Origin of the sequence: Streptomyces niveus (assembly GCF_001723055.1) — a bacterium.
In the GTDB taxonomy this organism is placed as follows: Bacteria; Actinomycetota; Actinomycetes; order Streptomycetales; family Streptomycetaceae; genus Streptomyces; species Streptomyces niveus.
Map to the genome: position 1 here is coordinate 1 of NZ_MDCR01000066.1, position 25,063 is coordinate 25,063.

Consider the following 25,063-nt stretch of genomic DNA (forward strand, 5'->3'; position numbering starts at 1 on the left):
GGGTGGGTGGGTGGTGGCGAGGTGGAGTTTGGTGAGGATTGCCGCGATCAGTTCTTCCGGGTGGTCGCGGACCAGGGACGGGGTCACGCTCAGGACCGAGACTCCGTGGGACTCCAGCAGCAGGCGGCGGCGCACGGTGGCGCGGTATTCCGTGATGCCCAGGTGGTACTCCGCCGAGTCGACCTCCAGGGCGACGCTCTCGTCCGGCCAGTAGGCGTCCGGGCGGGCCAGGAAGGTGCCCGACGGGGTGCGGAGGGTGGGGTTCCAGAGGGGCTCCGGGATGCCGGCGTTGAGGAGGGTGTCGCGGGTCTCGCCCTCGGCGAGTGAGTGGACACCGACGCGGAGGTCGTCCAGCACCGCGCGGACCGCCGGGTTGCGCAGAGCGTGGGACGCGTGGAGTTCGGCGCGGAGGTCGTCCGGGTGGCAGCGGCCCCGCTGGACCGTACCCACCAGCAGGGCGCGGACGCGGTCGGGTGAGGGCTCGTGGGCGGCGAAGTCGGAGGCCGCGCGGACCGCGCGGACGCAGGGGATGCCCTCGCCGCGGAGGGTCGGTGGCCAGCGGCGGGTGGGGTGGACGCGTACGTACGAGCGGGCCCGGAGCTGGCGGCCCGCGGCGACCAGGACGTCGGCGCGGTCGGTGCGGGCGCCGCGTACGCCGAAGATGGCCAGGACCGCCTCGCCCGTCAGCACGGCGGTGCTGCCCGACATCACGGAGGCGGAGGCGCCACGGGCCGCGAACAGGACCGCCGCCAGCAGCTGTTGCCAGACGTCCGGCTTGCCCGTCTGTATCAGGACGACGCCCGGCAGCAGCCGCTGCCAGGGGCCGCCCGGTGCACAGCGGCGTGCCGCCGTGCCGGCGGCCAGTCCCGTGGCGCGCAGTTGGGCGGAGGTCGCCAGCCGCATCTGTGTGCGGGCGAGGCGGTCGATCGCCGTGGTGTCTGCTGTCGTGCGTTTCGGCATGGGCCCGTCCTACCCATTCGTAACTCTCCGTAGTCACGCCAATGACCCGATCAAGCCTGGTGGATGTGATCGGTACGGGGCTAACGTGCCAGGACCGGAAGCACGCCGATCCGTTCTTGGAACGAGGGACTCTTGAGACGCAGGCGGACGTTGGCAGGGGCAGTGGTGACACTGACAGCCGTGGTCGCGATCGGCACAGGCGCGGAGGCACGGCCGCCGGCGCCCACGGTGGCCACGGTGGCCACGAGTCTGAAGGTCATGAACTGGAACATCCAGGGCGGCAACAGCTCGGACGGTGACGCCCACTGGGACAGCATCGTGAGCACGATCGCCGCCGAGGACCCGGACATCGTCACCCTTCAGGAAGTGCACAACGACAAGGGCCACCTGGTCGACGGCCGCCCCGGTATCAACCAGTACCAGACCCTGCTGGACACCTTCCCTGCGTACGAAGGGCATTTCGCCAGGAGCGACACCAACGCCTACGGCGGGTCGGCCGGGCAGCTGATCCTCTCCAAGTACCCCATCAACGAGAAGGTCAGCTACACGCTGCCGAACAACAACAGCGGCGCCGTCGACCGCAGCATGGGAGGCGTCAACATCGGCGTCGGCGGCACAGCCGTGCGCGTCTACAGCACACACCTCTCCGCCGGTGACGGTGCGGCGGCCGTCGCCCGGCGCGAGGCGCAGGCCAGGTACGTCCTCGGCAAGCTCCCCGCCGACAAGATGAACACACCGACGCTGTTCACCGGGGACCTCAATGCGCGGCCGGATGCCGCCATCCGGTCCTGGATCGCCGGCGCCGGTTGGCTCGACACCTGGACACAGCTCAACGCCAACACCGGTGCCGCCGTGGTCACTCACCCAGGCAGCGGCGACGACGCGCGTATCGACTACGTGTACGGCTCCGGCGCCCTCGATGTGTCCGAGGCCCGCACCCGCACCACGACGGCCTCCGACCACCGGCCGGTGGTGACCCGTGTGACCGTCCACAGCCCGTCCGTCGCCAGGTCCGGGGCCGTGCTCGCGGGCGCGGACTCGCTGGCCGGCTCGGCCCACGTCGCCGTGTACTCGGACGCCGCCGCCAAGGTCCGGGTGTGCGACAACAAGGCGGACGGCTGGGGCGTACGGGCGTACGTCCACGGAAAGGCCGGCGGCCCTCTCGTCGTCACGGGCCAGGACGGGGCGTACGCGGACGGCTGCGGGACGTTCGACGCGGCCCCGGGCACAGCCACTTCGCCCGTCGTGAAGGTGTGTCTGTACAAGGGGGGCGAGGAGAAGGACTGCAGGCAGAGGACGATCACCTAGGGGGCAGGAACTCCTCCATCAGCGCGTGCAGTTGTGCCGGGCGGTCCAGGTGTACGTCGTGGCCCGCCCCCGCACCGTCTCGACCCGCGTCCCCGCCGGGCGGCGTACGCGCATCCCGGTGGCCTCCGACGCCGGCATGGCGCCCTTCTCGCCCCGCACCACGAGCGTGGGGCAGCGCACCTGGTCCCACTCCGTCCAGAACGAGCGGACGGCGCTCTCCGCCACGCAGCCCACCATGACGTCCCGGTCGACACGCGGATACAGCCCGTCGGGGCGTACCTCAAGGCCCGCAGCCCAGGCCAGGCCCGCCGGGCCGCCGCCGAAGAAGTGGGCCGCCGCCTCGGGCGACTCGAACGGGACCGGCCACGAGTCCAGCCAGCGCCCGATCTTGCCGGGCAGTTCGGGCGCCGGGCCCCTCGGGCCGGCCTCCACCAGGACCAGGGCGCGGACGCGGTCGGGGTGGGCGGCGGCGGTGAGCAGGGCCGTGAGGCCGCCGAGGGACTGGCCGATCAGGACGGGGCGGACCAGGGCCAGTTGCCCGGCGACGGCCACCGCGTCGCGTACGTGCGCCGCCCGCGAGACATCCCCAGGAAGGCGGTCGCTCCGGCCGTGGCCCCGCGCGTCGTAGCCGACCAGGCGGTAGGCGGGGCCGAGGAGTTCCGCCAGCGCGTCCCACTCCGCCGTGTGGCCGGCCAGCCCGTGCAGGAGCAGGACAGGGACGGCGGACTCCTCACAGGGGCCGTACTCCGTGCACGTCAGCCGTACGCCGTCGTCCGTCGTGACGTCCGTCGTGATCGTGGCCGTGAACGCGACCATGTTCCCCCTCCGTTGAACGCCTCCGTACATAGGTACGTACTGAAGAGCACTCCCCCATGGTTGCTGAGTGGGTGGACCGGGCGGTCCGGTTCACCCGCTCAGCGCGTGCGAGATCGTGTAGATCACCAGGCCCGCCAGCGCGCCCACCACCGTGCCGTTGATCCGGATGAACTGGAGGTCGCGGCCGATGTGCGCCTCGATCTTCTTGGACGTGTGCTTGCCGTCCCAGCTCGCGACGGTGTCCGAGATCAGGGACGTGATCTCGCCCCGGTACGTCGTCACGACATAGTCGGCCGCGTCCTCCACCCAGCCCTCCAGCTTCCGCTGGAGCCTGCCGTCCGTCGCCAGTCGGGCGCCGAGCGACAGGAGGGAGGCACGGGCGCGCAGGCGCAGTTCGCTGCGGTCGTCCTCGGCCGCGGCGATGATCATCGCGCGTACGGAGGACCACGCCGACGCGATGATGTCCTGCACCTCGGGGCGCGCCAGCAGCTCCGACTTCAGGCGCTCGACGCGCGCCCGGGTCTCCGTGTCGGACTGGAGGTCGGAGGCGAAGTCCTTCAGGAAGCGGTCGATCGCGCCGCGCGCCGGGTGCGTCGGCATGTCGCGCATCTCCGTGACGAAGCGCAGCAGTTCCTTGTAGACGCGGTCGCCGATCCTGCGGTCGACGAAGCGCGGGGTCCAGCCCGGAGCGCCGCCCTGTACGGCGTCCATGACCGAGTCGCCGTGCTCGACCAGCCAGTCGTGCGCGCGGGCGCAGATCAGGTCGACGGCGCGGTGGTGCGCGCCGTCATCGACGACGCGCTCCAGCATCTTCCCTATGCCGGGCGCGATCTCGACGGCGTCCGCGCGGCGGGTGATCGCCTCGCCCACGACCGCCTGCACGTCGCCGTCCCGCAGGACGGTCAGCGCGCCGCGCAGGGCCGTGGCCAGTTCGGCGGTGACACGGTCGGCGTGGGCCGGTTCGGCGAGCCAGGCGCCGAGCCGGCCGCCGATGCCCAGTCCGCGCAGCCGGGTCCGTACGACATCGCCGGAGAGGAAGTTCTCCCCCACGAACGAGCCCAGTGAGGCGCCGAGTTGGTCCTTCTTGTTCGGGATGATCGCGGTGTGCGGGATGGGAAGACCGAGCGGGTGACGGAAGAGCGCGGTCACCGCGAACCAGTCCGCGAGCGCGCCCACCATGCCGGCTTCGGCCGCCGCCGCGACATAGCCCGGCCAGCCGGTGATGCCCGAGTTCTCCGCCCAGGTGGCGAGGATGTAGATCACGGCGACGAAGATCAGCAGGCCCGTCGCGGTGGTCTTCATACGGCGGACGCCACGGCGCTTCTCCTCGTCGGCGGCGGTGAATCCGAGCGGGGAGAACGGCGAGCGTTTGCCGGATCCGGGGACGGTGGCGCCGGGGGCCGGGCCCGAGCCCGGCTCGGGGGCCGCACGGGCGGTGATGGCCGTCGCGGACTTACCCGCGCCCGCGCCCACGCCCTCGGCCGGCTCCGGCTCCGGCTCCGGCCCGGAAGCCCCTGCCCTGTCCGGATCAGCCGGACCGCGTCGTTCCATTCACTCCACCCATCTCACTGCACCCAAATCAGCCCGCCGACGGGATCCTCACCCACCTGTACGCATTGTCCCTACCTCTGGTACTCCCGGGGCGCATCCCGAGTTCCCGCGTCATGCCGGATGATGTCCTTTGTACGTAGGTGAGGGAGTCACGGGGGACATGACCAGACAACGGGGATTCGCCCTGCTCGCGGGCCTTATGACGGTCGTGGCGCTGGTGTGCGCCACGATATTCGTCGGGGTCGGGGCGTTGGGGGACAGCGAGGACCGCGCCGGGGGCGCGGGCACGGGCAGCAGTGACCAGGCCGCCGCGTCCGGCAGCGGGGCGGGCGGACGGGGCCGTACGCCGGTGGGGTCCGCGGCACCCGCGTCCGCCGGCGCGTGGGTCGGGACCTGGGCCGCGGCGCCGGCCGGGATCGAGCCGGGGGTGCCCCGTGGTCACGTCGGACGTTCCATACGTAACGTCGTGCACACCAGCATCGGCGGCACCGCCGCCCGCATCACGCTCTCCAACCTCTTCAGCCGCCAGGCCCTGCTCATCGGCCACGCCTCGGTCGCCGTCGCCGACAGCCACCAGGACGCGGGCGCCCTCCCCGGCACCATGCGATCCGTCACCTTCGGCAAGAGGACGTCCGTCGTCGTCCCGCCGGGCGGGCACGTCATCAGTGATCCCGTACGGCTCCAGGTGCCGTCCGACACGGACCTGCTGGTGACCGTCCACACGCCCGCGCCCGGCGGCCCGGTCACCTACCACCCGCGCGCCCTGCGGACCTCGTACACGGCCCTGGGCGACCGTACGCGGGACCTCGGCGGCGACGCGTACATCGAGCGCGCCCCGGTCTGGCGCTACCTCACCGCCGTCGACGTCCTCAACCGGCAGGCGCGCGGCTCCGTCGTCGTCATCGGGGACTCGATCACGGACGGCATCGGCTCCTCCTACGACGCCGACCGCCGCTGGACCGACACGCTGGCGGACCGGCTGCGCGGCAGTGGTCTGGGCGTGCTCAACGCGGGCATCAGCGGCAACCGCGTCCTGCGCCAGAGCCTGGCCGCCGGCAAGGGCCCGAGCGGCCTCTCCCGCTTCGGGCGCGACGTCCTGGGGCAGGCGGGCACCGAGGCCGTCTTCGTCGAGCTGGGCATCAACGACATCATCCGCAGGCCGCAGGAGACCGACCCGGACCTGATCGTCGCCGGGCTGAAGGGCCTCACCCGGCAGGCGCACGCCCGGGGGCTGCGGGTCGTCGGCTCGACGCTCATGCCGTTCGGCGGCAACCCGCGCCACACCGAGGAACTGGAAGCCGTACGGGACCGGGTCAACGACGCGATCCGGTCGGGCGAGGTCTTCGACAGGACCGTCGACTTCGACCGGCTGCTGCGCGATCCGTACGCCCCCGACCGGCTGCGGCCCCACTACGACTCCGGCGACGGCCTGCACCCCAGCGACGCCGGCTACGCGGCCATGGGGCGCTTCGTGGACCTCGGGGACCTGGTCGGTACGGAACCCGCGCGGCTCTGAGCGCACAGAAGCGGAGTCCTCCGGCCGGCCCCTCGGTCAGTCCAGTTCCTTGCGGAGCCTGTCCTTCTTCTCCAGCTCCGCCTTCTTGCGCTCCTCTTTAAGACGGCGCTTCTCCGCCGACCTCATCTTGCGCTCCACACCCACGCCGCCCATCAGCGCGAACCCCGTGATGATCACGCGCGGCGACCCGGGACTCACGTCCGTCGCCTCGCCGTCCTCACCGAAGCCGCCCATCAGACCGAAGCCGCGCACCGTGACGTCCATGTCCGGCGGTACGGACACATGGATGCCGCCCATCAGGACGAAGCAGCGGATGACCACGTCCCGCTGCTCGAACTGCGCCTCGCGCAGGTCGATGTCGCCGCCGCCCTGGACGGTGCCCGCGAGGAAGGTCGGTCCCACGGTCCAGGTGCCCCTGCGGCTGAAGCCTCCCCAGAAGGCGAAGCCGCCCTTCGACGTCGCGCGGCCCCGGCCGATCCGCGAGGCCCAACGGCTCCCCACGGCGCCGGAGTCGGCCGTGGGGGCGAGCTCCGTCGTCGAACCGGGTGCGGGCAGGTCCCGTACCAGCGGCTGGAGTTCACCGTGCGTACGGGCTTTGTACGCCGCGTCGAGACGGGTGTTGAACTCCTCCATGTCGATGCGCCCCTCAGCCACGGCTTCGCGCAGCAGTTCGGCAACGCGCTCGCGCTCGGAGTCCGAGGCGCGCATCTCAGGAAGTTCATTGGTCATGTTGTCAGCCTAGTAGGAGGTGAGGCCGACGTCACAGCGGCGTGGGCCCGGCCGGCTCAGGAATCTGCCTCCTGGACAGCATCCGTGCGATGACGGACTCGATGTCCGGCTCCCGCACCGACAGGTCCACCAGCGGATACTCCGCCGCGATCCGCGCCACCAGCGGCGCCGCCGACGCCGACGCCGGGAAGGCCAGCCACTGCCGCGGCCCCTCCACCTTCACCACCCGCGCCCCCGCCAGCTCCACCGGCGGAAGCTCACGTTCGAGGTCGACCACCAGGGTCCGCTCGCTCTCGCCCACCTCGTGCAGCCCGGTGAGCGCCCCGTCGTACACGAGCCGGCCGTGGTCGATCACCATGACCCGTTGGCAGAGCTGCTCGATGTCCGTGAGGTCGTGCGTGGTCAGCAGCACCGTCGTACGGCGCTCCGCGTTCAGATCCCGGAGGAACTCACGGACCCTGGCCTTGGAGATCACGTCCAGGCCGATCGTCGGCTCGTCCAGATACAGCACCTCGGGGTCGTGGAGCAGCGCCGCCGCGATGTCGCCGCGCATCCGCTGGCCGAGCGAGAGCTGCCGTACGGGCACGTCCAACAGCTCGCCCAGTTCGAGCAGTTCGACACAGCGGTCCAGGTTCTCCTGGTACCGCTTGTCGGGGATGCGGTACATACGGTGCACCAGCCGGTACGAGTCGATCAGCGGCAGGTCCCACCACAGGGTCGTGCGCTGGCCGAAGACCACGCCGATACGGCGCGCCAGCCTCGTACGCTCGCGCTGCGGGTCGATTCCGGCGACCCGCAGCCGGCCCGCGCTCGGGGTGAGGATGCCGGTCAGCATCTTGATGGTGGTGGACTTGCCTGCGCCGTTGGGGCCGATGTAGCCGACCATCTCGCCGCGCGCCACCCGGAAGCTGAGGCCGTCGACGGCGCGGACCTGGTGCCTCTCGCGGCGCAGCAGGCCCGCCCTGCGCCGTACGTCGAAGACCTTCTCGATGCCGTCCAGTTCGATGAAGCCCTCGCTGTCGCCATCCATCGCGCGTTCCTCCCTCGCTCGTCCCTCACTCGTCCGACCGTCTAACTTCCCGTGCTCCGGTATCCCCGCAGCCCCGCCCGCCACGCCAGTCCGGCCACCGCGCAGAACCCCGCCGCCACCAGCGGCGGCAGGAAGGCCACCCAGTCCGGCAGCCCCAGCGGATCGTCGCGGTCCATCACGTACAGCGCGGGCAGCCAGTTGACGAAGGCCAGCGGCACCACGAAGGTCACCCCGCGCACCAGGTCCTTCGCGAAGACCGTGGGCGGGTACTGGAGCAGGGTCGTACCGCCGTACGTGAACGAGTTCTGCACCTCGGCGGCGTCCTGCGCCCAGAACTGGAAGGCCGCGCCCGCCACGAACACGGCCGAGAAGATCACGGCCCCGCTGAGGATCATCATCGGGATCATCGCGACCTTCACCGGCGTCCACGCGATGTCCACCGTCGCCAGCGCGTATCCGAGCACCAGCAGGCCCTGCGTGATCCGGCCCAGCCGGCGCAGCGCGAAGCGGTCGGCCGCGACCTGGACGAGCACCGGCGCGGGGCGCACCAGCAGGGTGTCCAGGGTGCCGTCCCTGATCCGGCGGCCCAGCCGGTCGGTGGAGCCCATGGCCAGGTCGGCGAGACCGAAGGAGGCGCCCGCCGCGCCGTACAGGAACGCGACCTCGGGCAGCGAGTAGCCGCCCAGCCGGTCGACGTGCGAGAACATCATCAGGATCGCGATGAAGTCGAACGCGGTCACCGCGAAGTTCCCGAAGGCCGTCATCGCGAAGGAGGCGCGGTAGGTCATCGTCGACCGCATCCACATGGCGACGATCAGGCCGTACGCGCGCAGCCCCTCCCAAAGAGGCGAGCGCCACCGCTCCTCTTCTACCGAGGCCGCGTCGCCGGCCGTACGTACGTCGTCAGCCACCCTGCACCACCACCCGTCGCGTCGCCACGGTCTGGAGCAGCCGCCCGAGCGCCAGCAGCGCCGCCGCCCAGCCGGCCTGGAAGGCGAACGCCCCCAGCAGCCCCCACCCGGTGTGCCGCTCAAGGAAGACGTCCGCCGGGACCTGGAGCAGCGACGACCACGGCAGCGCCCTCGCGATCTCGCCCAGCGCGCCGGGGAAGAGGGTCAGCGGAAGCAGCATCCCGGAGAAGAACAGCCCCGCCAGGAAGGCGATCTGCCCCACCCCCGCGCCGTCCAGCAGCCAGAACGCCGACAGGGCGACCAGGTAGCGCACGGCGAAGCTCACCACGACCCCCAGGAACACGGAGAAGAGGAACGCGAGCCAGACCGTCGGCCGGGTGGGCAGCGCCAGATCGAAGGCGAGCGCGCCGAGCGCCATGGGTACGATCCCGCGCCCCAGCAGATGGAACCCGGCGCGCCCCAAGTCGCTCGCCATCCACCACAGTTGGAGATCCACCGGCCGGTAGAGGTCGATCGCGACGTCCCCGGTGCGGATGCGCTCCATCAGCTCGTCCTCGAAGCCGCCGCCCATCATGGCGCAGGTCATCAGCAGTGCCTGGCCGAGCCATACGTAGGTGAGGGCCTGCGAGAGGTCGTAGCCGCCGAGGTCGGGCCGCTGCTCCCAGAGGGCGATGTAGGTGTACGCCCCGATGAAGCCGAAAACGGTGTTGGTGAACACCCCGGCGGCGGTGGCCGTCCGGTACGTCGCGTAGCGGCGGAACCCACCCGCCGCAACGGCCGCGTACAGACGCACGTCAGCACTCCCCCTCGGTCCCGTTACGTGTGGTCTCCCCGCGCCGTTCCCGCTGTACGGCACCAAAGCGCAGGAGCCTAGCCCAAGGGGGTCAGCCACCGCGAGCGGTTATCCGGTCGGCGGCCTCGCGCCCGTTCGACCGTGTTTCATGGTGCCGCACACCAATCACCCGGATAGCCCGTAACTCCCGATATGCCCCCCAATACGACCCGCGACATGACCCGGCCGAGGAGCCTCCGTACACATGAGCGACCCGCAGCAGCACGGCTGGGACCCGCGCGACCCGGCGGACATCGGCGCCGGCGCCGGGAGCGACGGCAAAGGACGCGAGGGCCCCGGCGGGAAGGGCCCCGGCGGGAAGACCGGCCGCAAGGGCCGCCGGAAGCGCACCGGCTGGCGCCGGGTCATCCCCACCTGGCGGATGTTGCTCGGCGCGTTCCTGATCTGCGCGGCCCTGCTCATCGGCGGCTTCATCACCGGCTACACGCTCGTCAAGATCCCGGCCGCCAACGTCGCGGCCGTCGCCCAGTCCAACGTGTACCTGTACGCGGACGGCAGCCAGCTCGCCCGCGACGGCGAGGTCAACCGCGAGAACGTGCCCCTCGCCCAGATCCCGCGGAGCGTCCGCCGCGCCGTACTGGCCGCCGAGGACCGGGACTTCTACAACGAACCCGCCATCGACCCGCAGGGCATGGTCCGCGCCGCCTGGAACACCGTCACCGGCAAGGGCACCCAGGGCGGCTCCACGATCACCCAGCAGTACGTCAAGAACTACTACCTCGCCCAGGAACGGACCCTCGTCCGCAAGGGGAAGGAGTTCTTCATCGCGATCAAGCTCAACCGGGAGGAGAGCAAGGAGCAGATCCTGGAGGGCTATCTCAACACCAGCTACTTCGGGCGCAACGCGTACGGCATCCAGGCCGCCGCGCACGCCTACTACGGCAAGGACGTCCAGCACGTCGACATCGCCGAGGGCGCCTTCCTGGCCGCGCTGCTCAACGCGCCCAGCTCGTACGACGTCGCCGTGCACCCGGAGAACAGGCCGCAGGCGGAAGGCCGTTGGAACTACGTGCTCGACGGCATGGTCAAGGAGAAGTGGCTCTCCCCCGCCGAGCGGGCCGCCCTGGTCTTCCCGGCGCCCCCGAAGGCCAAGCCGTCCACCGGCCTCTCGGGACAGCGCGGCTACATCGTCCAGGCGGTCGAGGACCACCTCGCCAAGAACAAGATCCTCGACGCGGGCACCCTCGCGACCGGCGGCTACCGGATCACCACCACCATCCAGCGGCCGAAACAGAACGCCCTCGTCGACGCCGTCGACGAACAGGTGATGTCGAAGGTCGACGAGAAGCGCCCGGCCGACCGCAACGTGCGCGTCGGCGGCGCCTCCATCGACCCCGCCACCGGCGAGGTCGTCGCCATGTACGGCGGCGTCGACTACACCCGGCAGTTCGTCAACAACGCGACCCGCCGCGACTACCAGGTCGGCTCCACCTTCAAGCCGTTCGTGTTCGCCTCCGCCGTCGAGAACGACTCGCACACCCAGGACGGCGAGCAGATCACCCCCAACACCCAGTACGACGGCACCAACAAGCGCATGGTGGAGGGCCCGAACGGGGCCACGGGCTACGACCCCGCCAACGAGGACGACGTCTCGTACGGCGACGTCAGCGTCAGCGAGGCCACCGACAAGTCCATCAACGCCGTGTACGCGCAGATGGCGCAGGACGTCGGCCCCGACCGGGTCCGGAACACCGCGGTCCGCCTCGGCATCCCCGGCGACACCCCCGACCTCACCGCGTCCCCGTCCATCGCGCTCGGCCCCGCGACGGCGAGCGTGCTCGACATGACGGAGGCGTACGCGACGCTCGCCAACCACGGCCGGCACGGCCCCTCCACGATGGTCACGAAAATCACCAAGAACGGCGCGACCGTCCAACTGCCGCGCCAGCGCCCCGTACAGGCCGTCAGCCGCCAGGCCGCCGACACCACCACCGCGATCCTCCAGAGCGTCGTGGAGGACGGCACGGGCACCGCCGCCCAGTCCGCGGGGCGCCCGGCGGCGGGCAAGACGGGCACCGCCGAGGACGACAAGGCCGCCTGGTTCGCGGGCTACACGCCCGACCTCGCGACCGTCGTCGCGATGATGGGCGCGGACCCGAAGACGGCCCAGCAGACGCCGCTGTACGGGGCGCTCGGCCTGGCACGCGTCAACGGCGGCGGGCCGCCCGCGCAGATCTGGGGCCAGTTCACGGCGGCGGCGCTGGAGGGCACCGACGCCACGGACTTCGAACTGACCCTGGAGGACGGCGTGGACGAGATCACCCCGCCCGGCGAGGAGTCCGGCCGGCCCGACGAGTCGTCGTCACCGGGGCAGTCGGAAAGCCCCGGCTCGTCGGACGGGCCCGCCACACCGGGCACCACCTCGGGCCAGAGCGAGCGCGCCGACACGGGCGGGAACGAGAGCCAGGGCCAGACACAGGGCCAGACCTCGGGGCAGTCCAACGGCGGTACGGGCGACGGCGGTACGGACGAGGGGCGGTCCGACGGCGGCTCGCAGGGCCAGAGCCAGGGGCAGCCGAACGGTCTCACCGACGGCCTCATCGGCGGAGGCGGCGGCAGCGGGGGCGACGACGGTGGTGGGGGCGGTGGCGGCGCCGCGGACGGAGGTACGGGCAACGGCCCGCCCCGCACCTCACGTCCCGGGCAGTAGCCGCGACAGCGGTGAGCCGGACGATCAGTGGCCGGACGTCGCCTTCAGGCCGACCACGGCGACCAGCAGCAGACAGACGAAGAAGATCCGGGCCGCGGTCGCCGGCTCACCGAGGACCACCATGCCCACGACGGCCGCGCCGGCCGCGCCGATCCCGACCCACACGCCGTACGCCGTACCGATCGGCAGCGTCTTGGCGGCCTGCGAGAGCAGCACCATGCTCACGACGATCCCGGCACCGGTGAACACGCTCGGCCACAGCCGGGTGAAACCTTCGGTGTACTTCATACCGATCGACCAGCCGACTTCGACCAGACCCGCGATGATCAGCAGGACCCAGGCCATGACAGCACCTCCGAGCGAGAACGCGAACAAGGGGTGCGTCGTCTTTCGCTTGACCCGGTACGGCGCGTCTCGTCGGGCTGTCCCCCCAACGTAGCAAAGAGACGACGGAAGGGCCCGGTGACCATCGTCACCGGGCCCTTCCGTACGGCACCGCCGGACCGCGTACAACTGCTGCTAGAGATAAAGCCCCGTGGAGTCCTCCGACCCCTCGAACCGGTCGGCCGCCACCGCGTGCAGATCGCGTTCCCGCATCAGTACGTAGGCCACGCCCCGGACCTCGACCTCGGCCCGGTCCTCGGGGTCGTACAGCACCCGGTCCGCGGGCTCCACCGCCCGCACACTCTGCCCGACGGCGACCACCTCGGCCCAGGCCAGACGCCGTCCGACGGCGGCGGTCGCCGGGATGACGATGCCGCCGGACGAACGCCGCTCACCCTCCGGGATGTCGGTCCGGACCAGCACGCGGTCGTGCAGCATCCGGATGGGCAGCTTGTCATGGGAGGTGTCGAGGGTGTTGTCGCTCACCCCACGAATTTACCCGCCCGCACCCGTGCCGTACGCCGGAGGGGTGAGCCCGCCCCCGCCCTGGGCCCTGTCTTGAAACTGGCGTCTGGCTCACGACGCCGGTTTGAAGACAGGACCTAGACCCGGCGGCGGCGCACCGACACAGCGAGCAGACCGACCACGCCGACGGCGATCAGCGCCACCGGGACGAGCCGCTCCAGCCGCGGGGCGCCGTCCTCCGAGACGAACCTGTGCCTCACCCCTGACACCGTGCGATTCACCGCGACAAACGCCTTGCCCGCGGTCTGGTCCACCCGGGAGACCATCCGGGCCTTCGCGTCGCCGACGATCGTCTGCGGGTGCACCCGCACCCCGATCTCGTCGAGCGTCTCGGCAAGCTGGTCGCGCCTGCGGACGATGTCCGCCTCGATCTGCGCAGGGGTCCTGGCATCCGACACCGCGCTGCCTCCGTCGTCGTGTCCGTTTGGTTGGTCCTTCGATCCTTCGCCTTCGCCGACAGTCTGTCAGCTCGGCAGCCGTCGCACCCCGCGGCGCCCCTACTACGCTCGGCCCGATACACCTGGACGACCTGCCCGACCCCGTACCGAGGAGAACCATGAGCGAGCGACTCCAGCCCGGCGACACGGCCCCCGCCTTCACCCTGCCCGACGCGGACGGCAACGACGTCTCGCTCGCCGACCACAAGGGACGCAAGGTCATCGTCTACTTCTACCCGGCCGCCCTGACGCCCGGATGCACCAAGCAGGCCTGCGACTTCACCGACAACCTCGACGTGCTGGCCGGCGCCGGCTACGACGTCATCGGGGTCTCGCCCGACAAGCCGGAGAAGCTCGCCAAGTTCCGCGACAAGGAGAACCTGAAGGTCACGCTGGTCGGCGACACCGACAAGGCCGTCCTCACCGCGTACGGCGCCTTCGGCGAGAAGAAGCTCTACGGCAAAACGGTGACGGGCGTCATCCGCTCCACCGTCGTCGTCGACGAGGAGGGCAAGGTCGAGCGCGCCCTTTACAACGTCCGGGCCACCGGCCATGTCGCGAAGATCATCAAGGACCTCGGCATCTGAAGGACGTCCGGAGCCCCGGCCCGGCGGAGCCCCCGCCGGGCCGGGGCTCCGGCTTGCGGGCCGCGCCGCGCGGTGCGGAGGCTTTCCCTGCGGACCCACGTCCCCGAGGAAAGGAACCGGGCCATGGCGGCACCCGAGAACGACCAGGTCGCCGACTCCCCCGCGGCCCGGCGCCACCCGGCCCTCTTCCGCGCGCTCCGGCGCCGCAAGAACCCCCGGCTCCGCAGGTCGGACGTCACCGTCACCGACGAGGCCGCGGTCCGGCGGGCGGTGAAGGCCGCCGCGCTGGGCAACGCGATGGAGTGGTTCGACTTCGGCATCTACAGCTATCTGGCCCTCACCATCGGCCGTGTCTTCTTCCCCACCGGCAACGACACCACCGAACTCCTCTCCTCCTTCGCGACGTTCGCGGTGGCCTTCCTCGTACGGCCACTCGGCGGCATGTTCTTCGGTCCTTTGGGTGACCGCATCGGCCGCAAGAAGGTCCTGGCCATGACCATGATCCTGATGGCGATCGGCACGGGCGCGATCGGGCTGATCCCGTCGTACGACACGATCGGCTACTGGTCCCCCGCGCTGCTGATCATCTTCCGGCTGGTCCAGGGCTTCTCCACCGGCGGCGAATACGGGGGCGCGTCCACCTTCATCGCCGAGTACGCCCCCGACAAACGGCGCGGCTTCTTCGGCAGCTTCCTCGAATTCGGCACCCTCGGCGGCTACGTCGGCGCGGCCGGGCTCGTCACCGGGCTCACCGCGTGGCTGGGTACCGACGGCATGAACGCCTGGGGCTGGCGCGTACCGTTCCTCGTCGCCGCGCCGCTGGGGCTCATCGGCCTCTATCTGCGGCTGCGGCTGGACGAGACGCCCGCCTTCGCGAAGCTGGAACAGGACACGGTCCACGCGTCCGAGGCCGCCGACCTGGTCGAGACGGGCACGGCGTCCGACCTCGGCAAGATCTTCCGGGAGCACTGGCCGAGGCTGATCCTGTGCGTCTGCCTCGTCGGCGCGTACAACGTCACCGACTACATGCTGCTCTCCTACATGCCGACCTATCTCTCCGACCAGCTCCACTACAGCGACACCCACGGGCTGCTCATCCTGCTCGGCGTGATGGTCGCCCTGATGGGCATCATCAGCCAAGTCGGCCGTCTCAGCGACCACTTCGGCCGCAAGCCGCTCCTGATGACGGGCATGCTCGGCTTCCTGCTCCTCTCCCTCCCGGCGTTCCTGCTGATCCAGCAGGGCGGCTACCTGGTGGTCGCCGCCGGGATGGCGATGCTGGGGCTCTCCCTGGTCTGCCTCCTGGGCACGATGTCGGCGTCCCTGCCGGCGCTCTTCCCCACGAGCGTGCGCTACGGCTCCCTGTCGGTCGGCTACAACCTGTCCGCGTCCCTCTTCGGCGGCACGACCCCGTTCGTGATCACCGGCCTGATCAGCCTCACGGGCGACAACCTGATGCCCGCGTACTACTCGATGCTCGCGGCCCTGATCGGAGTCGTCGCGGTGGCGTGCATGAAGGAGACGGCCCGCCAGCCCTTGGAGGGCTCACCCCCGTCGGTACAGACGAAGGAGGAGGCGGCGGCGCTGGTGGTGGCGATGGCGGCGGAGCGGAGGGTCTGAGGCGGCGGGTGGCCAGGGGCTGCCCGGTCAGCCCGTGGTGTCGACGCGTGACGCAGGTGGTCCACATTCCGGTCGTGACCATCCGATTAACGGTTCGTTAGCCCGTACGGGGCCGCGAACGCGCGGCCGGATCTGGAGAGCTTCCCGTGGGCGAGAAGTACGACGGTGACAGGTTGGCCTCGGCGGTCGCCCGGTCGGTGAACTGGTCCGACCTGATGCGGCGGCTGGGCCTCAAGGTGAGCGGCGGCCAACGCCGGGTTCTACAGGCGAAGGTCAATGAACTGGGCCTCGACACCAGCCACTTCAAGCAGCGCAGCCCATGGCGGAGGTATCCGGACGAAGCCATCGCCGCGGCGGCCGCCACATCGACGACGCTACGTGAGGTGGTCACCAAACTCGGTGCCGCGCCCGCCACGGGCACCCTCTCGCACATAGCCCGGCGAATAGCGGCGGCCGGTATCGATGTCAGCCACTTTCCCGGAATGAACCGCGAGCATATCGATCTACCCTTTACGGCGGACGAACTCACGGTCGCGGCTGCCGCGACGAACAGTGTCCGGGGTATCGCCCGTCTCCTCGGGGTCCCTGAGGACAGTCGCTCACGAGCGGTCCTCGGAAGAATGCTGCGAGAGCATGCCATCGACACCGGCCACTTCCGTAACAGACGGCCGGCCGTCGACGCGAAGGCATTACGTGCGGCCGTGTTGACGTCGGCGAGTTATGCAGACGTCATGAGGGCACTCGGCCTCACTGTCAACGACACCAACCATCGGCGTGTACGACGGGTCGCCGCTCAGCTCGGCCTCGACACAAGCCATTTCCGACGACGCGCCTGGGGAACCGTACAAGCGCCCAAGCCAAGACGGCCCGTCGCGCCCGACGTTCTTGTCGTATCGCCGAAGGGCTCACCCCGCGTGAACCGCGCGCGCCTGCACCGGGCACTCCAGGAAATCGACGTCCCCTACGCGTGTGCCAGGTGTGGCAACACCGGCGAGTGGCTGGGTGAGTCGATCACACTTCCGATCGACCACGTCAGCGGCGACCGGCTGGACAACCGCCGCGAAAACCTGCGCTATCTATGCCCGAATTGTCACGCGCTCACAGACACGTGGTGCCGCAATCGCCATCGGGGGCGTACGGCCGACAGCCCATGAGTACGCTGCCGATCGCACGCCTCCGGTAGCATGATTGGCGGCTGCGCGGCCGTGTCGGAACTGGCGAGACGAGCTGGGTTTAGGTCCCAGTGGGTTAAATCCCGTGTGGGTTCGAGTCCCACCGGCCGCACCGTGTACGAAGGGCCACCCCACGGGGTGGCCCTTCGTACGCGTCTCCTCAGCCCAGCAGCTCCCGCACCACCGGCACCAGCGCCCGGAAGGCCTTGCCGCGGTGGCTGATCGCGTTCTTCTCCTGCGGGGTCAGCTCCGCGCACGTGCGGGTCTCGCCGTTCGGCTGGAGGATCGGGTCGTAGCCGAAGCCGTTTGTGCCCGACGGGGTGTGGCGCAGGGTGCCGGGGAGTTGGCCCTCGACCACGCGTTCCGTGCCGTCCGGGAGTGCCAGGGCCGCCGCGCAGGCGAAGTGGGCCGCGCGGTGCGGGGGCGCGATGTCGGAGAGTTGGGCCAGGAGCAGGTCGAGGTTGGCGCGGTCGTCGCCGTGGGTGCCGGACCAGCGGGCCGAGAAGATGCCGGGGGCGCCGCCGAGGACGTCGACGCAGAGGCCCGAGTCGTCGGCGACAGCCGGGTGGCCGGTCGCGCGGGCCAGGGCGTGGGCCTTGAGCAGGGCGTTCTCGGCGAAGGTGACGCCGGTTTCCTTGACGTCCGGGATGTCGGGGTAGGCATCCGCGCCGACGAGGTCGTGGGTGAGACCGGCGTCGGCGAGGATGGCCTTGAGTTCGGTGAGCTTCCCGGCGTTGCGGGTGGCGAGGATCAGGCGCGTCATGCGCCGATTATCCGCCCGTGGCCGGGGCGTCCGTCACGGGGTGCAGACCTTGCCGATCTCGGTGGCCGCGTCCGTGACGGGCGTGAGGTCGGGGGTGGCGTCGCCGCTCTCGATGGAGTCGCGGACCGTGCCGACGCCGGTGCTGAGGTCGTCGACCGCCTTGCTGAGGTCGGTGTTGTCGGTCTTGTCCTGGAGCTTCTCGAGCTCGGTGTCGATGTCGTTCAGGGCCTCTTCGGCCTGCGTCGGGTCGTCCGTCGCGGTGGATATCGCCTGTTGGAGCTTGTCCACGCTGGTGGCGATGGCGTCGGCGGTCTGGACGCAGTCGAGTGCCTTGTCGAGTGCGCCACAGCCGGCCGCCCCGGTGAACGTGAGCAGGACGGCGGCTATGGTCACCGCGGTGCGTCGGCGCGAGGCCATGGGTGGGTTCCCTCCCCTTGGTGCGGAGGGGCGGTACGGCAGGTCCGTACGCCCCCGAGAGTCGCGAGTGTAACGACGCCGCACCAGGCCTCTTGGTTGCTTCTTTACCTGGCGAGGGTCTCTTCCAGGACGGCGGTCTGGAGCGCGGCGAGGTCCGCGCAGCCGCTGGTGGCGAGGTCGAGGAGGGTGCCGAGTTCCTTGCGGTCGAAGGGCTCGGCCTCGGCGGTGCCCTGGACCTCGACGAAGCGGCCGTCGCCGGTGCAGACGACGTTCATGTCGGTGTCGGCGCGCACGTCCTCCTCGTAACAGAGGTCGAGCAGGGGCGCGCCGTCGACGATGCCGACGCTGACCGCGGAGACGGTTCCGGTCAGGGGCTTGCGGCCGGCCCGGACGATCTTCTTGGTCCTGGCCCATTCGACGGCGTCGGCGAGGGCGACGTACGCGCCGGTGATGGCGGCGGTGCGGGTGCCGCCGTCGGCCTGGAGGACGTCGCAGTCGAGGACGATGGTGTTCTCGCCGAGCGCCTTGTAGTCGATGACGGCGCGCAGTGAGCGGCCGATGAGGCGGGAGATCTCGTGGGTGCGTCCGCCGATCTTGCCGCGTACGGCTTCGCGGTCGCCGCGGGTGTTGGTGGAGCGGGGCAGCATCGAGTATTCGGCGGTGACCCAGCCTTCGCCGCTGCCCTTGCGCCAGCGCGGTACGCCTTCGGTGACGGAGGCGGTGCAGAAGACCTTGGTGTCGCCGAAGGAGATGAGTACGGATCCTTCGGCGTGCTTGCTCCATCCGCGTTCGATGGTGACGGGGCGGAGCTGTTCGGGGGTGCGGCCGTCGATTCGAGACATGGGTGTGAGCCTAGCGGGACATGACTGAGGGGCTCGTTCCGGTTCTCCGTCGTACGTACGGAGTTGTCCGGATCGAGCCCCTCGGCCCGGCGCCCGTCAGCAGATGCCGGTGGCGGTGTTGGCGGCGGCGTTCACATCATGTCTTCGATGTCGGCGGCGATCGGGTCGGCGTCCGTGCCGATGACGACCTGGATCGCGGTGCCCATCTTGACGACGCCGTGGGCGCCGGCGGCCTTCAGCGCGACCTCGTCGACCTTGTCCGGGTCCACGACCTCGGTACGGAGGCGGGTGATGCAGCCCTCGACCTCTTCGATGTTCTCGATGCCGCCGAGCCCGGCGACGATCTTCTCAGCCTTGCTGGCCATGTCGTGCTCCCTGCTGTTCAAGGGGTTTCAAGGGTGGTGTCCCGGTTCACCGCGCGTTCACCGTCTGTCCGAATTTTTACGTTAACTCACGGTTGGCCCATCTTCACGGGCGGGTGACCGACCCGTACCGAAAGATAACGGTCACCAGGGGCGTGCCCACCGGGTCTTGATCTCCGAGCGTAGCGCAACTGGTCTACACCACTGTGCCACGAGAGGACGCCGATGAGTTCAACGGGTGCCGACGCGTCGGTCGGTTCCCCGGCGCCCCGGCGACGCTGGTGGAACGGCCTCTTCCAGGGGCTCCAGAAGGTCGGCCGCAGCCTCCAGCTGCCGGTGGCCGTCCTGCCCGCCGCGGGCCTGCTCGTCAGCCTGGGCAATCTGTTCGACGCGTATCTGCACGGCCCCTTCTGGGACAAGACGACGAAGGTCTTCCTCCAGGGCGGCAACGCCATCCTGGACGGGAGCTTCGGGCTGCCGCTGCTCTTCTGCATCGGGGTCGCGATCGGCTTCGCCAAGAAGGCGGACGGCTCGACCGCGCTGGCCGCCGTCGTGGGCTTTCTCGTCTACCACAACGTGCTGGTGGCGTTCCCCGCCGACGACACGGTCACCGACGCCCTGCCGGAGGGCACCCCGCAGAATCCGGGGGTGCTCGGCGGCATTCTGATCGGCCTGCTGACGGCGGTCGTCTGGCAGAGGTTCCACCGCACACGGCTGGTGGACTGGCTCGGCTTCTTCAACGGCCGCCGGCTGGTGCCGATCCTGATGGCGTTCCTGGGGGTGATCCTCGGAGTGCTGTTCGGGCTGCTGTGGCAGCCGGTGGGTGACGGGCTGACGTCGTTCGCCAAGTCGCTGATCGATCTGGGCGCGTGGGGCGCGGGGATCTTCGGGGTCGCGAACCGGCTGCTGATCCCGATCGGCATGCACCAGTTCCTGAACACCTTCTTCTGGTTCCAGGCGGGCGAGTTCACGACGAAGGACGGAACGGTCGTCCAGGGCGACCTGACGCGGTTCTTCGCGGGGGACCCGGACGCCGGTCAGTTCATGTCGGGCTTCTTCCCGATCATGATGTTCGGCCTGCCGGCCGCCGCCCTCGCGATGACGCACTGCGCGCGGCCGGAGCGGCGGAAGCAGGTGGCGGGCCTGATGGTCTCGGTCGCGCTGACGTCGTTCGTGACCGGCGTGACGGAGCCGCTGGAGTTCTCATTCATGTTCGCCGCGCCGCTGCTGTACGGGCTGCACGCGCTGCTGACGGGTGCGTCGATGGCGATCACCTGGGCGCTGGGGGTGCACGCGGGCTTCAGCTTCTCGGCCGGCCTGATCGACTACGTCGTCAACTGGCATCTGGATACCAAGCCTTGGCTGATCATTCCGATCGGACTCTGCTTCGCGGTCGTGTACTACGTGACCTTCCGCTTCGCGATCACCAGGTTCGACATCCCGACTCCGGGGCGGGAGCCGGAGGAGCTGGAGGAGGAAGTGGAGAAGCAGAACATGGCGAAGTAGCGGCGCGAGGCGGCACGGCGCGGGCGGCACAGACGTAGCCGAGTCCGTCGAAGGAGACCCCCGGACCTCCGGTCCGGGGGTCCTTTCGCGCGCCCGCCGGCGCACCTGTGGACGCCCCCGGCGCACCGGATTCACACGGGGACGCATCGAGTCCGGATCGAGAGATTTCGAAGGTTCCTTATTCAACCCTCACCGTGCTACAACTGGTCTACACCACTCAAAGGTGTAGACCACATGGCCGCGCGCCGTGTCCCCTGAGTCGCCGCCCTCCCCATTATCCCTGCTCACGGCGGTGCCTTGTCCTCTGGAGGAAGTTGATGTCCACGGCCAGCGCCGCCCCCGCGGCTAACAAAAAGGGCTCCGGCGTGATGTCCGTCATGCAGCGCATCGGCCGCAGCCTCATGCTGCCGGTCGCCGTGCTGCCCGCCGGCGCCCTGCTGGTGCGCCTCGGCAACGCCGACATGCTCGGGCGCGAGTCGTTCCCCACCTTCATCACCAAGATCGCCGGTTACATGGCCGCCGGCGGCGGCGCGATCCTCGACAACATGCCGCTGCTCTTCGCCGTCGGTATCGCCATCGGCTTCGCGAAGAAGTCGGACGGCTCGACCGCGCTCGCCGCCGTCACCGGCTATCTGGTCTTCCAGAAGGTCCTCGCCACCTTCACGGACGGGAACCTGCCGCAGGTCGCGAGCGTCGTCGACGGCAAGATAGTCATGTCGGACGCCCCGGTGAACGCGGGCGTCCTCGGCGGTGTCGTGATGGGCATCGTGGTCGCCCTGCTCTACCAGAAGTTCTACCGGACGAAGCTGCCCGACTGGGCGGGCTTCTTCGGCGGCCGTCGTCTCGTCCCGATCCTCTCCGCCTTCGCGGGTCTGCTCATCGGTGTCGTCTTCGGTCTCATCTGGCCCGTCCTCGGCGCCGGTCTGCACAACTTCGGTGAGTGGCTGGTCGGCTCGGGCGCGGCAGGCGCCGGCATCTTCGGTGTCGCGAACCGCGCGCTGATCCCGATCGGCATGCACCACCTGCTGAACTCGTTCCCCTGGTTCCAGGCCGGTTCGTACGAGGGCAAGAGCGGCGACATCGCGCGCTTCCTCGCCGGTGACCCGACGGCCGGACAGTTCATGACCGGCTTCTTCCCGATCATGATGTTCGCGCTGCCCGCCGCCTGTCTCGCGATCTACCACTGCGCCCGCCCCGAGCGCCGCAAGATCGTCGGCGGCATGATGCTCTCCCTCGCGCTCACCGCCTTCGTCACCGGTGTGACCGAGCCGATCGAGTTCACGTTCATGTTCATCGCCCCGGTGCTGTACGCGATCCACGCCGTGCTGACCGGTGTGTCGATGGCGCTGACCTGGGGTCTGGGCATGAAGGACGGCTTCGGCTTCTCGGCCGGCGCGGTCGACTTCTTCCTCAACCTGGGGATCGCGACCAACCCGTGGGGCCTGGCGCTGGTCGGGCTCTGTTTCGCGGCCGTCTACTACGTGGTCTTCCGCTTCGCCATCGTCAAGTTCAACCTGCCCACGCCGGGCCGGGAGTCCGACGAGGAACTGGCCGAGTTGCAGAAGGCCGAGGCCAAGTAACGCCTGTACAAGGACATATGACGGTGCCCCCGGCCTTCCGGGCCGGGGGCACTCTCGCGTTCAGACCTCGTACACCGCGCCGGGGCGGGCCAGTTCGGCCGGGCCGCCGTACACCGCCCGTGCGTCGTTCAGGTTCCGCTCGGCGTCCGTCCACGGCGGGATGTGCGTGAGGACGAGCTTGCGCGCCCGCGCGCGGGCGGCGTGTTCGCCGGCCTCGCGGCCGTTGAGGTGGAGGCCCGGGATGTCCTCCTTGCCGTAGGTGAACGCGGCTTCGCAGAGGAACAGGTCCGTGTCCTCGGCCAGCTCCACCAGGGCCTCGCTGACGCCGGTGTCGCCGGAGTAGGTGAGCGAGCTGCCGTCGTGCTCGACGCGGATTCCGAAGGTGTCGACGGGGTGGGCGACCTTCTCCGTACGGACCGAGAAGGGCCCGATCTCGAAGGAGCCGGGCTTGAGCGTGTGGAAGTCGAAGACCTCGCTCATGGACTTGTCCGTCGGGGTGTCCGCGTGCGCGGTGGTGAGGCGCTGTTCGGTGCCGTCGGGACCGTAGACCGGGATGGTGTCGCAGCGTCCGCCGTCGTGGCGGTAGTAGCGGACGACGAAGTAGCCGCACATGTCGATGCAGTGGTCGGCGTGCAGATGGCTGAGGAAGATGGCGTCGAGGTCGTAGAGACCGCTGTGACGCTGCAACTCGCCGAGGGCACCGTTGCCCATGTCGAGGAGCAGCCGGAAGCCGTCGGCCTCTACGAGGTAGCTGGAGCAGGCCGATCCCACGGAGGGGAATGAGCCCGAGCAGCCGACGACGGTGAGCTTCATGGAGCGTGAACCTCCGTGGCGTGGAAGGGGGGCGACGGGGGTCGTTCGGTCTGTCGAGCGTAAGGCGCTAAACGGCTGGTCGCTCCTCCACACCGGTCTGTTGTGGGGGAACTCACCTGCTCTGTCACCGGTTCGGGCGGACCTCGCCGCCGGGCGGCGGCGGGGGACGGACCCCCCGTCCGGCGGTACGGTCGGGGGCATGGACACGACCTGGTGGGTGGCTCTGATCGTCGTGGTGGTGCTGGCGCTGGTCGCCACCCTCGTGGACGGGCGCGGCCGGGGGCCGAGGCCGGGTGAGATCTGGTGGGCGATGGTGCCGTTCGAGGACGGGGCCGGGGCGAAGGACCGGCCGTGTCTGGTGCTGTCTGTACGGGGCCGTACGGTGCTGGTCGCGAAGATCACCAGTAAGTTCCACGAGGCGCGACCCGGTGTGATCGCGCTGCCGCCGGAGGCGGTGGGTGACACGGACGGGCGCCGCAGCTTCCTGGAGACGGAGGAGCTGCGGCGGGTGGACACGCGGGCGTTCCGGCGCCGGGTGGGGCCGGCGGATCCGGGGGTGTGGCGACAGGTCCGGCACCTGGCGCGCTGACGCCCTAGGGCAGCGGCGACGGCGGGTACGGCGGTGGGGCGTGGTGGCGTGGGGTGTGGCGGGTGAGGGTGATCGCCAGCAGTGTCGCCGCCGCGACCGCGAAGGAGCTGGTGATGCTCCAGCCGGTGACGGTGTCCTTGTAGTACTCGGAGAGCAGCCCGTAGTCGAGGCCCGCGAGCTCGCGGAGCTGGATGTACGCGCTGATGGCCAGCAGCGCGAGCGCCGCGCCGCGGGCGGCCGGGGTGCCCCGCAGCAGCAGGACGCCGACGACGAGGAACGCCGCGAGGGCCGCGCTGTGGTAGTAGGTGAAACCGGCCGAAGCTCCGTACCCGCCACGGGCGTTGATGTTGAGCAGTTCGTGCCACCACTCGGCGAAGGCTCCCCGGCCGCCGTCCGGTCCGAGGATCTCGTTGAACTCCCGCAGGCCGCGCGCGTACCAGAATCCCTGCACCGCGCCGATCAGGATCAGCAGAACGCCCGCCGCGCGCCGGCCGCCGGTCACCGGTTCGCGCGGCACGTCGCGTTCGCGGGCCGTCAGCAGCAGGGTGAGCACCGTGGCGGCGGCGAGGAAGGCGAACGCGTACGTGAGCACGATCAGCGTGCCGTGCTCGGCGGCGAACATGGTGTCGCGGTACTCGGTCCTGGTCAGGCCGCCCAGCTGGCGGGCGCCGACGCCGAGGAGCAGGAACGCGAGGAGCAGGGCCGCGCCGCGTGCGGTACGGCGCCGGGTGAGGGCGGTGGTGCCGACGACGAGCAGGGCGGCGGCGAAGGCCCATTCGTACGGGGTGAACACCGGCAGCATCAGACGCGGGTCGTTCTTGACGAGGCCTTCGAGGAGCGCGTCCGCGTCGATGCCGACGCCGATCAGCGTGTCGGTGATCCAGGCGGCGTGGGCCCCGGCGAAGAGGATGAGCAGGATGCCGGAGGTGACGTACGCGCCGAGGTGGCGGCGCGCCGCACGCCCATCGGGCTCGGGCGGTGCCAAGGGCTGGGGCGGGCCGAAGCCGGGGGCTCCGCCCTGACCGCTTGTGCCTGCCGTGCCGCTCCAGCGGTCGTCCATCTCTGTCCCCCGTGTCCGGTGCGCGTACGCCGCGTACGCCGATCGACACCGATCGTCACCGCCGGGGAGCGTGGTGCAACAG

Annotated in this window: 25 protein-coding genes, 1 tRNA gene and 1 riboswitch; of the genes, 10 read left to right on the forward strand and 16 right to left on the reverse strand. The window is 70.3% G+C overall.

Annotation, left to right across the window (positions count from 1 at the left end):
• On the reverse strand, nt 1-960 hold a 960-nt coding region (locus tag BHU15_RS09330), incomplete at its 3' end, for a hypothetical protein (protein ID WP_069626760.1).
• Nucleotides 961-1,125: 165 nt separating this feature from the next.
• Between BHU15_RS09330 and BHU15_RS09335 the strand changes: the two genes are divergently transcribed.
• Nucleotides 1,126-2,268, forward strand: coding sequence for an endonuclease/exonuclease/phosphatase family protein (locus tag BHU15_RS09335; RefSeq protein ID WP_141726792.1), 1,143 nt, complete (start codon nt 1,126-1,128; stop codon nt 2,266-2,268).
• Nucleotides 2,269-2,286: 18 nt separating this feature from the next.
• On the opposite strand, the gene BHU15_RS09340 is transcribed toward BHU15_RS09335, so the two are convergent.
• Together BHU15_RS09340 and BHU15_RS09345 are read right to left on the reverse strand one after the other, a co-directional pair.
• Nucleotides 2,287-3,084 carry an alpha/beta fold hydrolase gene (locus tag BHU15_RS09340; RefSeq protein WP_368483194.1) on the reverse strand — a complete coding sequence of 266 codons (798 nt, stop codon included), beginning with the start codon at nt 3,082-3,084 and terminating at the stop codon, nt 2,287-2,289.
• 90 nt (nt 3,085-3,174) lie between these two features.
• Entirely contained in the window at nt 3,175-4,635 is a 1,461-nt protein-coding gene (locus BHU15_RS09345; protein ID WP_079128032.1) for a DUF445 domain-containing protein, read from the reverse strand.
• 160 nt (nt 4,636-4,795) lie between these two features.
• Here BHU15_RS09345 and BHU15_RS09350 point away from each other — a divergent pair, with 160 nt between their 5' ends.
• A complete protein-coding gene (locus BHU15_RS09350; protein ID WP_069626763.1) occupies nt 4,796-6,151 on the forward strand; it encodes an SGNH/GDSL hydrolase family protein in 1,356 nt (451 codons plus the stop codon).
• Nucleotides 6,152-6,187: 36 nt separating this feature from the next.
• Here BHU15_RS09350 and BHU15_RS09355 read toward each other — a convergent pair whose 3' ends face one another.
• From BHU15_RS09355 to BHU15_RS09370, 4 genes are read right to left on the reverse strand one after another with little or no spacing between them, the layout of a single operon-like run.
• Complete coding sequence (locus BHU15_RS09355; protein ID WP_069626764.1) at nt 6,188-6,880, reverse strand: DUF1707 SHOCT-like domain-containing protein; 693 nt, start codon at nt 6,878-6,880, stop codon at nt 6,188-6,190.
• 31 nt (nt 6,881-6,911) lie between these two features.
• Nucleotides 6,912-7,910: an ABC transporter ATP-binding protein gene (locus tag BHU15_RS09360; protein ID WP_069626765.1), complete on the reverse strand. Its 999-nt coding sequence runs from the start codon at nt 7,908-7,910 to the stop codon at nt 6,912-6,914.
• A gap of 41 nt (nt 7,911-7,951) precedes the next feature.
• Nucleotides 7,952-8,821: an ABC transporter permease gene (locus BHU15_RS09365; RefSeq protein ID WP_069626766.1), complete on the reverse strand. Its 870-nt coding sequence runs from the start codon at nt 8,819-8,821 to the stop codon at nt 7,952-7,954.
• Nucleotides 8,814-9,614, reverse strand: a complete 801-nt coding sequence (locus BHU15_RS09370) for an ABC transporter permease (RefSeq protein WP_069626767.1) — start codon at nt 9,612-9,614, stop codon at nt 8,814-8,816. Before BHU15_RS09370 ends, BHU15_RS09365 begins: the two co-directional genes overlap by 8 nt.
• A gap of 244 nt (nt 9,615-9,858) precedes the next feature.
• On the opposite strand from BHU15_RS09370, the gene BHU15_RS09375 reads away from it, so the two are divergent.
• Nucleotides 9,859-12,324: a transglycosylase domain-containing protein gene (locus tag BHU15_RS09375; RefSeq protein WP_069626768.1), complete on the forward strand. Its 2,466-nt coding sequence runs from the start codon at nt 9,859-9,861 to the stop codon at nt 12,322-12,324.
• Nucleotides 12,325-12,348: 24 nt separating this feature from the next.
• Here the strand turns inward: BHU15_RS09375 and BHU15_RS09380 are convergent, their stop codons facing one another.
• From BHU15_RS09380 to BHU15_RS09390, 3 genes are all read right to left on the reverse strand, one after another.
• Nucleotides 12,349-12,669, reverse strand: coding sequence for a DMT family transporter (locus tag BHU15_RS09380; RefSeq protein ID WP_023541468.1), 321 nt, complete (start codon nt 12,667-12,669; stop codon nt 12,349-12,351).
• Between the two features lie 32 nt (nt 12,670-12,701).
• Nucleotides 12,702-12,769, reverse strand: a riboswitch (guanidine-III (ykkC-III) riboswitch).
• A 74-nt stretch (nt 12,770-12,843) separates the two neighbouring features.
• The gene (locus tag BHU15_RS09385) at nt 12,844-13,146 is read right to left on the reverse strand and encodes a GroES family chaperonin (protein ID WP_051433920.1); all 303 of its coding nucleotides are present in this window, start codon (nt 13,144-13,146) and stop codon (nt 12,844-12,846) included.
• A gap of 164 nt (nt 13,147-13,310) precedes the next feature.
• Entirely contained in the window at nt 13,311-13,631 is a 321-nt protein-coding gene (locus BHU15_RS09390; protein WP_069626769.1) for a DUF3618 domain-containing protein, read from the reverse strand.
• A gap of 158 nt (nt 13,632-13,789) precedes the next feature.
• Between BHU15_RS09390 and bcp the strand changes: the two genes are divergently transcribed.
• From bcp to BHU15_RS09405, 4 genes are all read left to right on the forward strand, one after another.
• Nucleotides 13,790-14,257, forward strand: coding sequence for a thioredoxin-dependent thiol peroxidase (bcp, locus tag BHU15_RS09395; RefSeq protein WP_023541465.1), 468 nt, complete (start codon nt 13,790-13,792; stop codon nt 14,255-14,257).
• Between the two features lie 123 nt (nt 14,258-14,380).
• Entirely contained in the window at nt 14,381-15,877 is a 1,497-nt protein-coding gene (gene proP / locus BHU15_RS09400; RefSeq protein ID WP_069626770.1) for a glycine betaine/L-proline transporter ProP, read from the forward strand.
• 146 nt (nt 15,878-16,023) lie between these two features.
• Nucleotides 16,024-17,031 (forward strand): HNH endonuclease, encoded by a 1,008-nt coding sequence (locus BHU15_RS38140; protein WP_079128033.1) that lies wholly within the window; start codon nt 16,024-16,026, stop codon nt 17,029-17,031.
• 45 nt (nt 17,032-17,076) lie between these two features.
• A tRNA-Leu gene (locus BHU15_RS09405) sits at nt 17,077-17,161 on the forward strand.
• Between the two features lie 48 nt (nt 17,162-17,209).
• On the opposite strand, the gene rdgB is transcribed toward BHU15_RS09405, so the two are convergent.
• From rdgB to BHU15_RS09425, 4 genes are all read right to left on the reverse strand, one after another.
• Nucleotides 17,210-17,812 (reverse strand): RdgB/HAM1 family non-canonical purine NTP pyrophosphatase, encoded by a 603-nt coding sequence (gene rdgB / locus BHU15_RS09410; RefSeq protein WP_069626771.1) that lies wholly within the window; start codon nt 17,810-17,812, stop codon nt 17,210-17,212.
• Between the two features lie 33 nt (nt 17,813-17,845).
• Nucleotides 17,846-18,229, reverse strand: a complete 384-nt coding sequence (locus tag BHU15_RS09415; RefSeq protein WP_069626772.1) for a DUF8711 family protein — start codon at nt 18,227-18,229, stop codon at nt 17,846-17,848.
• A 104-nt stretch (nt 18,230-18,333) separates the two neighbouring features.
• Nucleotides 18,334-19,071 carry a ribonuclease PH gene (gene rph / locus BHU15_RS09420; protein ID WP_023541460.1) on the reverse strand — a complete coding sequence of 246 codons (738 nt, stop codon included), beginning with the start codon at nt 19,069-19,071 and terminating at the stop codon, nt 18,334-18,336.
• A gap of 131 nt (nt 19,072-19,202) precedes the next feature.
• Nucleotides 19,203-19,436 carry a PTS sugar transporter subunit IIB gene (locus BHU15_RS09425; RefSeq protein ID WP_031231477.1) on the reverse strand — a complete coding sequence of 78 codons (234 nt, stop codon included), beginning with the start codon at nt 19,434-19,436 and terminating at the stop codon, nt 19,203-19,205.
• 222 nt (nt 19,437-19,658) lie between these two features.
• On the opposite strand from BHU15_RS09425, the gene BHU15_RS09430 reads away from it, so the two are divergent.
• Entirely contained in the window at nt 19,659-20,939 is a 1,281-nt protein-coding gene (locus BHU15_RS09430) for a PTS transporter subunit EIIC (protein ID WP_069626773.1), read from the forward strand.
• A gap of 317 nt (nt 20,940-21,256) precedes the next feature.
• Entirely contained in the window at nt 21,257-22,519 is a 1,263-nt protein-coding gene (locus BHU15_RS09435) for a PTS transporter subunit EIIC (RefSeq protein WP_069626774.1), read from the forward strand.
• Nucleotides 22,520-22,579: 60 nt separating this feature from the next.
• On the opposite strand, the gene BHU15_RS09440 is transcribed toward BHU15_RS09435, so the two are convergent.
• Nucleotides 22,580-23,332 carry an MBL fold metallo-hydrolase gene (locus BHU15_RS09440; protein WP_069626775.1) on the reverse strand — a complete coding sequence of 251 codons (753 nt, stop codon included), beginning with the start codon at nt 23,330-23,332 and terminating at the stop codon, nt 22,580-22,582.
• A 199-nt stretch (nt 23,333-23,531) separates the two neighbouring features.
• Here BHU15_RS09440 and BHU15_RS09445 point away from each other — a divergent pair, with 199 nt between their 5' ends.
• Nucleotides 23,532-23,921 carry a type II toxin-antitoxin system PemK/MazF family toxin gene (locus BHU15_RS09445; protein ID WP_069626776.1) on the forward strand — a complete coding sequence of 130 codons (390 nt, stop codon included), beginning with the start codon at nt 23,532-23,534 and terminating at the stop codon, nt 23,919-23,921.
• Between the two features lie 4 nt (nt 23,922-23,925).
• Here BHU15_RS09445 and BHU15_RS09450 read toward each other — a convergent pair.
• A partial coding sequence (locus tag BHU15_RS09450; RefSeq protein WP_218028049.1) for a hypothetical protein occupies nt 23,926-25,063 on the reverse strand: 1,138 nt, incomplete at its 5' end.